Annotated in this window: 11 protein-coding genes; 8 read left to right on the top strand and 3 right to left on the bottom strand. The window is 40.3% G+C overall.

Annotation, left to right across the window (positions count from 1 at the left end; all coding sequences use genetic code 11):
* Window positions 1-79: 79 nt before the first annotated feature.
* The 4 genes from KO525_RS19270 to KO525_RS19285 all read left to right on the top strand — a co-directional run bounded on the left by KO525_RS19270 (window position 80) and on the right by KO525_RS19285 (window position 6,757).
* Window positions 80-2,449, top strand: a complete 2,370-nt coding sequence (locus KO525_RS19270; RefSeq protein WP_368668241.1) for a glycoside hydrolase family 2 TIM barrel-domain containing protein — start codon at window positions 80-82, stop codon at window positions 2,447-2,449.
* Window positions 2,450-2,539: 90 nt separating this feature from the next.
* On the top strand, window positions 2,540-4,102 hold the full coding sequence (locus tag KO525_RS19275) for a sodium/sugar symporter (protein ID WP_215965464.1): 1,563 nt from the start codon (window positions 2,540-2,542) through the stop codon (window positions 4,100-4,102).
* Between the two features lie 347 nt (window positions 4,103-4,449).
* A complete protein-coding gene (locus tag KO525_RS19280; protein ID WP_215965465.1) occupies window positions 4,450-5,469 on the top strand; it encodes a LacI family DNA-binding transcriptional regulator in 1,020 nt (339 codons plus the stop codon).
* Window positions 5,470-5,569: 100 nt separating this feature from the next.
* Window positions 5,570-6,757, top strand: coding sequence for a glycosyl hydrolase 53 family protein (locus tag KO525_RS19285; protein ID WP_215965466.1), 1,188 nt, complete (start codon window positions 5,570-5,572; stop codon window positions 6,755-6,757).
* A gap of 174 nt (window positions 6,758-6,931) precedes the next feature.
* Here the strand turns inward: KO525_RS19285 and KO525_RS19290 are convergent, their stop codons facing one another.
* The gene (locus tag KO525_RS19290) at window positions 6,932-7,705 is read right to left on the bottom strand and encodes a phytanoyl-CoA dioxygenase family protein (RefSeq protein ID WP_215965467.1); all 774 of its coding nucleotides are present in this window, start codon (window positions 7,703-7,705) and stop codon (window positions 6,932-6,934) included.
* Window positions 7,706-7,958: 253 nt separating this feature from the next.
* Between KO525_RS19290 and KO525_RS19295 the strand changes: the two genes are divergently transcribed.
* From KO525_RS19295 to KO525_RS19310, 4 genes are all read left to right on the top strand, one after another.
* The gene (locus tag KO525_RS19295) at window positions 7,959-8,729 is read left to right on the top strand and encodes an IclR family transcriptional regulator (RefSeq protein WP_215965468.1); all 771 of its coding nucleotides are present in this window, start codon (window positions 7,959-7,961) and stop codon (window positions 8,727-8,729) included.
* Between the two features lie 79 nt (window positions 8,730-8,808).
* A complete protein-coding gene (locus tag KO525_RS19300) occupies window positions 8,809-9,561 on the top strand; it encodes a helix-turn-helix domain-containing protein (protein WP_215965469.1) in 753 nt (250 codons plus the stop codon).
* Between the two features lie 141 nt (window positions 9,562-9,702).
* On the top strand, window positions 9,703-10,656 hold the full coding sequence (locus KO525_RS19305; RefSeq protein WP_215965470.1) for a ThuA domain-containing protein: 954 nt from the start codon (window positions 9,703-9,705) through the stop codon (window positions 10,654-10,656).
* A 274-nt stretch (window positions 10,657-10,930) separates the two neighbouring features.
* A complete protein-coding gene (locus KO525_RS19310; protein WP_215965471.1) occupies window positions 10,931-11,137 on the top strand; it encodes a cold-shock protein in 207 nt (68 codons plus the stop codon).
* Between the two features lie 329 nt (window positions 11,138-11,466).
* On the opposite strand, the gene KO525_RS19315 is transcribed toward KO525_RS19310, so the two are convergent.
* Both KO525_RS19315 and KO525_RS19320 read right to left on the bottom strand, forming a co-directional pair.
* On the bottom strand, window positions 11,467-11,886 hold the full coding sequence (locus KO525_RS19315) for a YkgJ family cysteine cluster protein (RefSeq protein ID WP_215965472.1): 420 nt from the start codon (window positions 11,884-11,886) through the stop codon (window positions 11,467-11,469).
* Between the two features lie 180 nt (window positions 11,887-12,066).
* Window positions 12,067-14,451: a hypothetical protein gene (locus tag KO525_RS19320; protein ID WP_215965473.1), complete on the bottom strand. Its 2,385-nt coding sequence runs from the start codon at window positions 14,449-14,451 to the stop codon at window positions 12,067-12,069.
* Window positions 14,452-14,543: the final 92 nt, after the last annotated feature.

A 14,543-nucleotide genomic window follows, 5' to 3' on the forward strand; every position in this document is an offset into this window, starting at 1 on the left:
TTATTAACAGACGCATAGGCGAGTAGACTGATTGCAGCGTTACAAGTATTTACAGAATTTTAGCCTGAAGGGGTATTTCGTGTTTAAATCACTTATTGGTAAGTTTTTTACTTTCTTAATTATTTTTCAATTGTCGCTTTTTGCGGCCCAGCTCCACGCTGCATCAGCTAAAGACGTTAGCCTAAATCAAGGGTGGAGTTTTAAACGGATCAGTGGCAATGAGGTCGACAAAACGGCTATCAAAGTTAATTTGCCCCATACACCAAAAGTTGAACCTTTGATTGTAAACGACCAATGGCAGGGCACGTCAGAGTATATTAAAGTCATTCAGTTTGATCCAGAATGGCAGGACAAGGCGCTTTACATTCGTTTTGAAGCGGCGATGAATCATGCAGAAGTTTGGCTAAATGGAACAAAATTAGGTGAGCATCTAGGTGGTTATTTGCCATTTACTTTTGACGTAACCAATTTACTTAATAGCCAATCGGCTAACACATTAAAAGTGGTACTACATAATGTTGATAATCCGATAATTGGCCCTAAACCGCTAAAAATATTAGATTTTAATACTTACGGTGGCTTGTATCGAGATGTGAACTTATTAGTCCGTAATAAGGTCCACATTACCGATCCTATTTTGGCGAATACGCCAGCGAGTGGCGGTATTTTTGTTACTTTTCCTGAAGTATCTAAATCTCGTTCTATTGTGTCTGTTAAAACCCATCTAACAAATAAGTTGGAGTCAAATCAAGACGTTTCTGTTACACAAAGTTTGTATTACAAACACAAGCTCATTACGTCCAATACCCAACAACATATTTTATTGGCGGCTAATAAAAATCGTCAAATTGAACAGCAGCTCGACGTTACCTCTGCACTGCTGTGGAGCCCGAAGACCCCTCATCTATATGAGCTACAAACTGATGTGTTTGTCGCTGACCGATTAATTGAATCTAAGACGACTCGAGTTGGGATCCGTAAGTTTGAATTTGACGCCCAGCACCAACTCTTGATTAATGGTGAAAAAACATTTTTGCGAGGGGTTAACCGTCACCAAGAATACCCCTATGTCGGGTACGCGACATCGAAACAAGCAGACTATCGCGATGCAGTGAAAATTAAGTCTGCCGGTTTTGATTACGTTCGCTTGTCTCATTATCCACATTCACCAGCATTCATGGATGCTGCGGATGAACTGGGATTAGTGTTGGTCAATGCGGTTTTAGGCTGGCAATATTATTTAGAATCACCAGAATTTAAAACCCAAATTATCAATACATGTGCCGACTTAATCAGACGAGATCGAAATCACGCCAGTGTACTTGCTTGGGAGTGTTCATTAAACGAATCTGCTATGCCTAAGTCATTTGTAAAAGACTTACATGACACTGTTCATCAAGAATACCCAGGTGCCTTTTCAGCTGGGTGGCAACATGGTTATGACCTATATCTTCAAGCTCGCCAACATAGACTACGCCACTATGAGACACCGACTCAACCATACAATGTTTCGGAGTATGGTGATTGGGAATACTACGCTCAAAATGCAGGCTTAAACCAAGATGCATGGGGTAATTTGAAAAAAGAAGAGCGCACTTCACGACAATTATTAAGTGCCGGTGAAAGTCGTTTATTGCAACAGGCTCGCAATCTACAAGAAGCTCATAATGACAACTTAGCGAATACCCCTGCGTTCTCTGACGGGTATTGGGTGATGTTCGACTACAACCGAGGGTACACAGATGACTTAGAAGCCTCGGGCATCATGAGTATCTTTAGAGTGCCTAAATACAGTTACTATTTTTATCAAAGTCAACGTGACCCAGACTATTTTGTTAAAGACCAAGGATTTGCCGAATACGATGCGGGACCTATGGTATTTATTGCCAGTGAATGGCGTAAGTCATCATCACCGAAAGTTCGGGTTTTCAGTAATACAGATACAGTTGAATTATGGCTAAATGGAAAATTGCTCGCGACGAAAAAGCCGACTAAAAATAAATATTCAACACATCTTCCGCATCCACCATTTGAATTCAATTTGGATCAATTTAAAGCAGGTACGTTAATCGCAAAAGGATTCATTAATGGTAAGGAAGTTACACGTCACCGTGTAAGCACCCCTGGAAAAGCGACAGGGGTCGAATTAACGTTAGACATTAGCGGACAGGAAATGGCTAAAAATGGTCAGGATTTAGTATTTGTTTACGCACAGTTGATTGATGACTCCGGTAACCCTGTGCCGTTAAACAATCAAGAAGTGACGTTCAATACTGTCGGTGATATTGAAATCGTTGGTCAAGAAACGTCGTTAACTGAACAAGGTGTTGCAACTATCTTATTACGTATAGGTAATAGTTTAAAAGGCGCAGCAGTTGAAGTAAGTGCTGACAAACTGGGTATTGAGTCTGCGATATTTCGTCTCGCCCATTTGGCTGAACAAGAATAATAAACACAGTTAAATCAATTCTATTTTAGTAACACATTGACTTTGGTAGTGGCGATTTGCGACTACCGATATACATTTTTAGGTGGAAAAATGACACTCAACCCAATAGATTTGGCGATATTTGTCGTCTATGTGCTCGGTTTAATCGCCGTTGCATTTTACGTGTCCCGCGAGAAAGCGGGCCACGACAAAAACACAGATGACTATTTTTTAGCAGGCCACAGTTTACCTTGGTGGGCTATTGGTGCCTCCCTCATTGCGGCCAATATATCAGCAGAACAAATAATCGGTATGTCTGGTTCGGGCTATGTATTAGGTTTAGCTATTGCATCCTACGAATGGATGGCAGCCATCACTTTGATCATTGTTGGCAAATACTTTTTACCGATATTTTTGAAACGTAAAATCTACACTATGCCGCAGTTTTTAGAACAGCGATTTGATAGTCGGGTAAAAACCACAATGGCAATATTTTGGTTAGCGGTTTATGTCTTTGTCAATCTAACGGCCGTCCTGTGGTTAGGTGCTCTAGCAATTAACACCCTAACGGGACTGGATTTAACATATTGCATGATTTTGTTAGCGGCACTTTCACTGACTTATTCGCTATATGGTGGCTTAAAAGCGGTTGCCTTTACGGACATCATTCAAGTTGTTCTGCTCATCGCTGGTGGGTTGTTTTTGTCGTATATGTCGTTGAATTTAATTGGCGACGGACAGGGGATTATTGCAGGATTTGACCGTTTATCGAGCGAGTTGCCAGAAAAATTCGACATGATATTAACGCCGGATAGCCCTCATTACGTCAACCTACCTGGATTGAGTGTGTTGGTTGGTGGAATGTGGATCATGAACTTATCTTATTGGGGATTTAATCAATATATTATCCAACGAACATTAGCGGCGAAAGACTTAGCCGAGGCACAAAAGGGAATTGCTTTTGCCGCATTTTTAAAGTTGTTAATGCCGGTAATCGTGGTTTTACCAGGCATCGCCGCCGTACTAATTTTACCTGACTTAGCAAAACCCGACCAAGCTTATCCAGAGTTGATGAACTTGATGCCAGTCGGTTTAAAAGGACTTATATTTGCTGCGCTTGTTGCGGCCATATTGTCGAGTTTAGCGTCGATGACCAACAGTGTTGCAACTATTTTTACCATGGACTTATATAAGCCACGTCGTCCTGACTGCACTCAAGGTCATTACGTTAAAGTCGGCAGAATTGTTAGCTTAGTCGCGCTTATTGTTGCGTTAGTCACTGCACAACCTTTACTCGGTAAATTTGACCAAGCATTCCAATATATTCAAGAATTTACCGGCTTCTTTACCCCAGGAATTGTTGTGCTGTTTTTACTCGGTATGTTTTGGAAAAAAACGACTGCTAATGCTGCGCTTGCCGCAACGATAGGTTCCGCCGCTATTTCATTGGCATTTAAAATGATAATGCCGGAGGTGCCGTTTATGGACCGAGTGGGCTTAGTGTTTATTAGTTGTATGGCATTAGCTATTTTAGTGACTTTGGTGGAAAAACCAGAAGAACACAAAAATGCAGTTGATCTAAATGATGTCGACTTTAAAACACAATCAAATTTCAATATTTCGGCGCTTTTAGTCACGCTCATTTTAATCGCTCTTTATACGACATGGTGGTAACAAGAGCCGTCAAACTAATTGTCGTTCGCGGGGATTAAGCGGTGAGTAAGACAACACGATACAGCAAAATATTCAAATAAAGAGCTTAATAAATGGCATGGCTTCGATGTCGAAATGACTCGCATTACTAGGCATTAAAATAGGCCGTGTTAGTAGTTAAGTATAAGTACTTAAACGGTTTTTCATTGAGACTGAATATAGGAATAAACAGCAGATTATTCTATTATGGGTCTATTTAAATTTATCAAATGATTAGTCGATTTATGACTAATCAACTGACCAATCAATTGACCAGTTTGATCCTCTGGAATTGATGCAAAGTTAGAATACAAGGTAGAGCACAGGATATGGCTACAATAAAAGACGTTGCTAAAATTGCGGGCGTTTCAACAGCAACCGTTTCTAGAGTTATCCACGACGGTGGGCAGGTCGGGGATGCGTGTCGTGCGCGAGTTAAAAAAGTAATAAAAGAACTTAATTATCGACCAAACGTTAATGCCAGTGCATTGGCGGGTAAAACCACAAATACCATAGGTGTGGTAACGCCTAAGTTATCGATGACCTTTTTTGGCACCTTGGCCAGTGGCGTCGAAAAAGCTGCACGCGAAAATAATTGTAAATTATTAATGAGTAATTCCCTTTATGAAACACAGTCTGAGTTAGATGCCATTGAGTCTCTTAGAGAGCACAACTGTGATGCCATAATTTTACACTCCGAATACTCTGATGAAAAAACCTTAATTAAGCTGGCTAAACAAATCCCAGGATTGGTGATTCTAAATCGCTATATTCCACAAATTGCTAATCGTTGCGTTTGGTTAGATAACGTATCAGGTGCTCAGGAAGCCACCGAATATTTGGTGGAGAAAGGGCATCAAGAATTTGCTGTGGTGACCAGTATTTACCAAAATCGCGATCCCGGCAGTCGAATTGAAGGAATTACACGTACTCTTAAAGAACATGATTTGATGTTATCCCCGGACAATATTGAAGAGTCCACAGCAAACATAGAAGGCGGCGAACAAGCAGTCAAAACGTTATTACAAAATGACCGAAAGTTTACCGCACTTCTGGCGTACAACGACCTAATGGCGATTGGGGCAATTCACGCATTATTCGATGCAGGATTGCGGGTGCCTGAAGATGTTTCAGTTATCGGTTTTGATGATTTAATTGTGGCACGTTCTTGTCGTCCCAAACTAACGACAATGCACTACCCAATTGAAGAAATGGCCGACTACGCGGCAAATTTGGCGTTAAAACTGAGCGATCCAAAACACAAAGCGACAAATCAAACCCATTTGTTTGTTGCCAACATTGTAGAGCGAGATTCAGTCGCGGCAGTGTCAGAACAAACTCCAGAATAAATAACCGACCCTTTGTCGCCCACAGATTAGTAGAGCGACAAATCAGACAGCAGAACTGAGTTATCCCGATGTTGGAATTCAGTTAAATTAGGTGAATATTGTGATTAACACACGTGAACGATTTCAATTACGGTTGCTTAAGGGCAGCCTTATGTTTTTTATTATGGCGTTGAGTTTTGGGTGTGAAAATTCTCAAAACCATCAGACGTTAGAGCCATCCCCTACTGAAAATAAAGATTCGGCGGTTGCGCCACGAACGACGGACAACTATATACTCGGGGCCGATATTTCAAGCTTAAAGGAACTTGAGGACAACGGAGTTACTTTTATCGACACTGACGGCATCGAAAAAAGCTTGTTGGATTTACTGAAGTCACATGGCTTTAATTATATCCGCTTGCGCACCTTTGTTAACCCAACAACAGATTACGGGTATGCGTCAGACGATGGACAGTGGTGCAGTGGAAAATCAAAAGCATACAACGATAAAAACCATATTGTCGCGTTAGCACAACGCGTAAAAACATCAGGGATGAAATTACTTCTCGATTTCCATTACAGCGATACTTGGGCAGATCCCAACAAACAAGTTATTCCGCAGGAGTGGCGACATCTAACGACGATAAACGAGCTGTCTGCGGTAGTTGAAGAGTACACTTTTGATGTTTTAAACGCCTTAAAACAACTTGGCGCTACACCAGATATGGTTCAGGTTGGCAACGAAATTACCCACGGAATGATGGTCCATATTCCGACAGAGAAGACCGACTGTTATGGCAACAACTCAATTATTAGTCCAAATGTAAATGGCAGCACAGCGAATTGGGATAATTTAGCTAGCTTGTTAAAAGCAGGGATTAAGGCCGTTGACGATGTTGACCCTAACATTGAGGTTATGTTGCATGTAGAAAACACCGGTGACCCTGAAGGGGTGTTGAGTTGGGTACAAAACGCCACTTCTCGCGATGTACGATTTGATGTGCTTGGTCTATCCGCTTATGAAAAATGGCAAGGACCTTCGGTTAAATGGAAGTCGACATTTGATAAGTTTGCAACAGCATTACCTGATCTGCAATTTTCAATTGTTGAATACAACCCTGAGATAAAATTGTTAAACGACATTATGTACCAACTGCCAAACTCAAAGGGGGCGGGGACGTTTTTTTGGGAACCAGCTTTGTCGGGGGAATGGGGCGAGTCGATGTTTACAATTAACGGCAATGTGTACACGGCCAAACCCGAACGATTTAAAATTTACGATCAGATCACAGCTGAATATGGCCTGTAATTAGCAGCGAAAACTTTGGAATTAATGATTTTGGAATTTAGTTTGAAATGGCGTTGCTGGGGTAACAGCTCAACAACGCCAATGTTGAATACAGACCTACAATGTTTTCCTTAATGTTAAAGATAGATCAATAGGTATCTGTTTATCACTGATTAATGACTTATGATTTAGGCTCTATGGTTGCCAGTTTAAAATAGCGTCGTCTTCGACTTTTTCTAGTGGACGATAAACCAAAGAATTCTCTTTAAACGGTTTTGCACTATTTGCACAATACGCAGGTATCAGTGTCCAGCGCGGATCGGCCGAGCGATTTTGATTAGACTTATGCAATAAATTGCAGTGAAAAAACAGCGTGTCTCCAGGCTCTAGCTCCACTTTAATTAGCTCGTGGTGTTTTAATGCTTCATCAACAAATACCATATCAGCGCCTTTTTGGTCACCTGTTTTTAGATGATTGATTCGGCCAATATGATGCGAGCCTTTAAGTACTTCTAAACAACCGTTTTCCACTGTCGCTTTGTTTATTGCAATCATGCAACTGACAAGGCGCGGGTATAAATGATAATTGTCATTAGCCCAGTAACCATAGTCTTGGTGCCACTCCCACGCGCCTCCGACATAGGGTTCTTTCATCATGATTTTTGAAGTAGTGTGAAATACAGGTTCGCCTAATATTTTCTCCACAGAGTCGACCAAGCGGCGGCCTCTTGAAAACATGCTGTAAAAATCATCGCCAAGTTCTTGCCATAAACTCACTTTACTTACTGTGCCCGAGGCGTCTTTTTTGTCCCAGGCGTTGGCATATAAATTTTTGTCATTAAATGCGGTGTCCTGCAAACGGGCAATTTCTTCTTTATTGTAAAAACCACGAGCGATGACATAGCCATCACGGTGAAAATCGGTGACTTGTTGGTCGGTTAAAATCAACTGTGCAGATGTTAATGACATAATATGATCCTAGTAAAGTTTAATTGTTAACAATACTGCCTTGGGTTTTCGATAAGTGCAAGTGTTATTTATATACAAAGTTGTTATTTTTATATGAATATTTATGTTGGGCATTAGGATTTAATGGTATGGTGCGACTTTATGTTGTGAGAAAATACTGGGCATCAAATTAAAGGGTTAAATTTTATATTGGCTTTTAATATAAATTTCATCAGCTTAAGTTTATGCATTGAAGAGTAGACAAGGTAATTCCGTGATAGAAAAAAATGAAAACAAATATGCAGTGCCTGCATTAGATAAGGCGCTTGATGTGCTTGAATTTTTGGCCTCGCAAATTACGCCCAAGTCACAAACTGAGATTGCCCATCAGCTGGGGCGAAGTGCCAACGAAATCTATCGAGTTTTAATTGGCTTAGAACATCGTGGATATTTAACGCGTGATGAGTCATCTGGCAAGTATTCCGTGTCGCTAAAACTTTATAATTTGTCGCGATCCATTTCACCAATAGACGAAATACGCCAGGTTGCTCTGCCTCATATGGAAGACCTAGCCGTTGATATTGGTATGTCCTGCCATTTAAGTGTCCTATATCAAAGTCAGGTTATGGTTCTCGTCCATGCTCGGAGTCATTCGCCTGTCTCGTTGAATATTAGCGAGGGTGCTTTGTTTCATCCGGTTAAAAGCATTTCAGGGCAGGTATTATTGGCGAATAGCAATGAACAAGTGAAGGCCATGATTTTACAAAGAGACAATGACTTTGTTAATTCTTCGTCTAATGAAAAGGCAGAATTTGAAACTAAATTAGCGACTTTCAGCAAGCAAAAGCATTTTGTTGGTAATAGTACGATTACTCCGGGAGTATTTGAATTGGCCACTCTAATCGGCGAAGCTGAAGGGAAAATAATTGCGTCGTTAGCGGTTTCTTCACTCGAGCCTTTAGATTGTCATGCTGCGGATTTTCAAAGTTTAAAAGCAAAACTAATGACGACAGCCGCAGCAATCACAAAACAACTAATGGGTTAATGGCAATTTGCTGAAGACTGCTCTAAGGTAGCCAGCATAAGTGCGCATAAACTAAAATAATAAAAAAGAACTTTAAATTATGTCAACGATTGAACGACTTAATAATGACCCATTTCTACAGGAAGCAAATATAACCCAGTTGCTTGAGATGTTTGACTTATTGCCAAATACCTTGTTTTGGGTAAAGAATTTTGAAGGCCAAGTTAAATACGGTAATTTGCGTTTTATCGAACACGTGGGAGCAAAGTCACTCGCTCAAATAATAGATAAGACAGACTATGATTTTGCGCCTAGGCATCTGGCGAAACAATTTGTCACTGATGATAAAAAAATTGTTCTTGGTGACGTGGTGACAAATAGATTAGAACTGAATATGGATGTAAGAGGCAATATTGCTTGGTATTCCACCTCCAAGCGTCCTTTGTATAATAAGCAACACGTTATCATTGGTTCATATGGTATTACTCGAATATTGCACGATAAGGTTGAGCCCTATCCTGAGTTACACTCAATACGTAAGCCTTTAGAATTTATTAAAGAAAATTTCGCGCGGGACATTTGTATACAAGAGTTAGCAGATACTGCACATATATCTATTAGTGCGTTGGAACGTCGTTTTAAAAAGTTTTTACAGAAAACCCCAAAACAATTTATCACCCAGATCCGACTCGAATATGCCCGCAAACAGTTAATAGAAACTGTAACGCCTATCGCCGACGTTGGGTTTAATTCAGGTTTTAGCGATCATAGCTATTTCAGTAAACAATATAAATTGCTCTTCGATGAATTACCGTCGGTAACTCGCAAGCATAGAGATGCAAACGAAATTTAACCACAAACGCTCTGTGCGTTTATTTTAATTGCGAATTTTATTATCTCTATGTTGTTTTTAGACCTACCTATTGAAATGTTTATTGTTTGCGCGTTGACTGTCTTTATTATTAAATCAACACAGATTTTGACAGGGTAGATAATGAAAAATATGCGTTTATTGGTTAAGCCGTTAGTAACTCGTTTATTAAAGGGTAATTTATTAAGTTTACTCGCTTTAGTTACGGTTGTTTTTGGCGTAGTTGCCTGCTCAGAAAAAACGACTCAATTAGAGACAACGAAGACCAAAGTGGTTGAAAACCATCTTCACGACAATACGCCACCTAAAGTAAGTAAATGGACCAAAAGTCCTACTGTTTTGGTTTTTTCTAAAACCAATGAGTGGCGTCATAACGAGGGTATCGCTGCTGCGGATCTGCATTTTGTCAGGCTTGCTCAAAAGTTTAACTACGGTATTTTCACAACGACAAATGGCGCTATATTTAACGACCTAGACTTAAAAAAGTTCGACGTTGTTGTTTTTAACAATGCGACAGGCGATGTTTTGTCAAAAGAACAAGAGCAATCATTTGAACGTTGGTTAACTAATGGGGGCGCATGGATTGGTTTGCATGGTTCGGGTGACCACTCCCAGAAAGATTGGCAGTGGTATCAATCGACGTTAATTGGCCCTAAATTTATTGGTCACCCAAACAACCCTCATTTACAGGAAGCTAAAGTCGTTAATTTGGCAGCCGAACACCCAGTAATGAAAGGTATTCCGGCCTCATGGATGGCTTTTGATGAATGGTATTCATTCGACGGTGTTCCACAAAGTTATGGTTTGACGCCACTTGCGGGCGTAGATGAGTCTACGTATGTTGCGGTTCTCAATATTGATGAATTTCCAGCCAAAGGTGACCTGCGGATGGGGAGTAAACCAGAACAGCATCCTATTATTTGGAGCAAGTGTATAGGTAAGGGCAGAGCGGTTTATTCGGCACTTGGCCATCACGATCGAGTCTATGATGACAAGATTTACAGCCAACTATTAGACAACGCATTTACTTGGGTTACCCAAATTAATGGTGCAAACAGCCTTGGATGCGAAAAATAAGTCGAAGATAAATTGCCAAGATTGTTTGTAATTCGAACAATTAGTGCAAAGTTGTTGATAAAGAGCTCTAATGTTGCTATATTTTATTTTAATTCCGGTTTATTTTTTATTTATATTTTTCAGTGACTTATGAAAATTATGACAAAAAAATCAGTCGTTCAACAACCAGACGTTAAATACATAGGTTTTATTATTCGTGTCTTTGGCGTTTGGCAGTTATAATGTAATCGCAAAACATTGCGAAAATTAAGACAATCAAACTAAAGAGAAGAATATGAGTAAAGGTACAGTTAAGTGGTTCAATGCAGATAAAGGTTTCGGATTTATTACACCAGAAGACGGTAGTAAAGATCTTTTTGTTCATCATTCAGAAATCCAAAGTGGTGGCGGTTACGCAACACTAAATGACGGACAAGCGGTTGAATTTGAAGTTGGCCAAGGTCAAAAAGGCCCTTGTGCTAATAAAGTTGTTCCTCTTTAGTCGTAGTACATAAGCAGAGCATAGGCGTCAAATATAAAATAATGATGACGCAATGAATATAAGGAGGCCTAATAGCCTCCTTTTTTATTGTCTTAAATTGTTATTTTAAAAACTGCAGTTTTCAAAACAAACAAGTCAGATAGGCACTTTTTAATCAGCGTTCATTAATTTTGTTATACTGACCTTTAGTTCAAACAAAGGATCAAACGAACTTCACACGACATTCAAAAGATGGTGTCTTTAATTTAATTCTGTATTCATATGTCTAAAACACGCAGGGGTATCTTTACCTACGGGCTGTATATTTTTAGATGGGCGTTAATTTTAGGCTAGCGTTGTGTCCCAGAGGGTGGACGACTATCTTGCATTAAAATATCGAGTTTTTGTTGGGCCTGTATAGGTTTGTCCAAGTCTGTTATTTCAATCATCTCGCATTCATCTCTGATCATTTCAGCAATTAGACTAGGATAATGGCGACAATCTTCCGGTCTATTCTGATAAATACTGCAGGTATACTTTGTTTGAGTTGGCGGTTGCGCTTTTAAGTCGGCATTACTTTCGACTTCAAGGAATGGGCATCGGGTGAGTTTTTGGCCTGAAATGGGATCGAACCAAATATCGTCGTTTTTCACAAATTCAAAAATTTCGGGATTAAATATCTCCCACAAATCGATTTCGTCCTGAGTGGCCGATAACGCACCATCACCGTATTTGATACAACATTTACCACACTGGTTACAATCTTTCATAGTAGGCCATGAAGTTGGGCTATTAAGCGAAGTGTAACACCTCTTACCGGCTCCGTAAGATTATTTAATATGTTGGTGCTTTATTTTAGAAATGGTGGGCGAGGGTTCGTCAGGTGGCTTAGAAGACAAGGGCTCGTCCACACTGCGAGGTAGTGAACGAGTTTTGTTTGTATTAAAAAGTTAATTACTGCGTGGCAGTGCCTTAGTGGTCGTAAATACCATCAACGTTGTGGAAGCCATTCTGCCACCATCATCGGTAAAATTGACACTTATCTCATTGTTTTTTGAGAGTAAATTATATGGTACGGGTACTTCAATTACACCGTAAAAGTTATCTCGACCACTTAGGTTACGCCCATTTTTTTGGTCGTATCCTCTAAAGTCGTTTGGTACTGTAACAGTTGTGCCATTAATGGTTACCACGGGTGATAACGACTTGCCGTGATCTCGAGCAAGCCCAATTCGTAATATCGCTTCGCCTTGTTCACCTAAAACGACATCGTTAATGGTTGACGTAATAGGCGTATTTTTCTCGATTTCAACGGTGACCTTATCTCCGTAATATTTGGCTTCATTATTACATTCTGTTTGAGCGATAACGTCTGACCATGTTGTCTTTATTATCATGGTCGCTTCGCTGCCAAGAACCACACTTTGCGGAAGTTCATTTAATGTAGTGGTTTCTAAAACAGAGGCTACATCGGCAGCATCGGTTGTTTTTAAATGTTTAATTTCAACAGCTGTAACATTGTTTGACGCTAAACCAAATGTGTTTAGATCAATTTCAACATCGTCAAACTCAAGACTATTTAAGATCACATAACTGGTATTGTCGTCAACATAACTATCGACGAGAACGTCTGGGTCGCTTGAGTGAGTGTCTATCCGAGTCCCTTTAACATCTGACCAAAGTTGATAAAACATAACAAGATCGGAATATACCCATTCGTCGCCGGCCCCTGCGCCTTCACGTTCAAACTTTTGAACCATTAATCGCGGACCGTATGGAACTGTTGTTCGTCCCCATTCTGCTTTTACCACATTAAATGGGATGGTTTTAAGGATGAGGTTTGGACGTTCCAAAAATGCCATTAACATGGAATTGATAGCGCGTAATTGCAAGGTATTACGGTGAGGACTCCAACCTTGGTTAAACATGCTGTGAATAGCCGCACCATATTCTGAAACGATAAATGGCTTTACTTCGCCTAGTGTCATTTGAGTATATTGTTCCATCAAATCGAATGTCGCTTCTAAGTTGCTGCCTTTGCGATATTTTTCACGATTTTGATGGGCTGGGAAGTCATATAAATGGATGGAATAAAAATCCATATTGTCGCCTGCAATATCGATAAACTGCTTGTCTCTTTGTTCCCAGCGCGAAAAATTGTCTTTATCAAAATCAGGGAACGCGACGGTGTAGCCACCGATAAGAACATCACTGTTGGTTTTTCTAATTTCATTGGCAACCGTATTATGAAATTTAAAAATGTCGGCTGGTGGTACTAGATCTGAGCCTGAACGCACTGTGGTAAGGTCATATAAAGGTTCGTTCATAACCTCGACAAATTTGGGTTTAATTTGGCCGAAACGCGCATCGTTAGGATTTTGATCAAAATACTTAGCTAGAAACTGCCCCATATAATGACCTGTTGCCGTGCCGAGGGGTTCGTCCGCAGAGTCAGTTTGTGAAAATGCCCAACCTTGTCCAGTCAATGTTCCTTCTGGCCAGTATGGATGTTGTTGCGCACCAATTATCATATCTGTTGCACGGTGTTCATGAGCTCGTATGTTTTTGGACTTTTGTGTTGATGAGTTTGAATAACTCCATTTTGTATCGTTACCAAATGTGCTTGCCTGCGCTTCGTCAACAAAACCCGGACGGGATGCATCTTCTTTTAGGCGGCTTAATTGCCACCCAATCGCGCCGGTATTACGACCTAAATAAACGTCATATCCTTCCAAAAAGTTTGTCATTACATCAGCATCAGCGTTCGGTGCATTGCGGCTATGAACATCGCCGCCATTCCAGTCATTTTCAGTAACGTCAGCATGAATAGTAATGAATTTTTTACGATCAAATGTGTCAATGCCACCTACAACATGCTTTGTATCAAAGTTAATGTCGACTTGTACATTACTGGCTGGTGCGGCTTTTGTTGTAACTTGGAAGGTTGCAGAGACACCGCCAATTGTTAATGTGGCGCTTGACGTTGTTGCAAATAACTCTGAGCTTGTTAATTGAATGTTTACGGATTGACCATTAGAAATTTCACCCGCGGTGGAAGTTAATGCCCCACCACTGATAGCATATTCACCGCCTGTTATAGAAATAGCTGCCGACGCTGTTAATCCGGTGACCGTTACTACACTACTTGATACGGTTGTTGCCGGTTCTGCGGCAACAACCGCTGGGAATACAAATGCATCAGGTGTTGTGTCAACTTGCGCTATCGGGTCAGGGTCTGGTGTCGATTCCGAACTCGAACCGCAACCTGATAATATCGAGCAAGTAAAGATTAATGGCAAAAGACAATGCCATATTTCTTTATTTAAATTATTCATTTTACTGCCTTATTTATACTTCTCTAGGATCTAATTTGCAGATTCAACAATTTGTATAATGTTGATTGTTTACAAAATACAACCGAGTATAA

This window comes from Psychrosphaera sp. B3R10 (assembly GCF_018861025.1).
GTDB lineage: Bacteria > Pseudomonadota > Gammaproteobacteria > Enterobacterales > Alteromonadaceae > Psychrosphaera > Psychrosphaera algicola.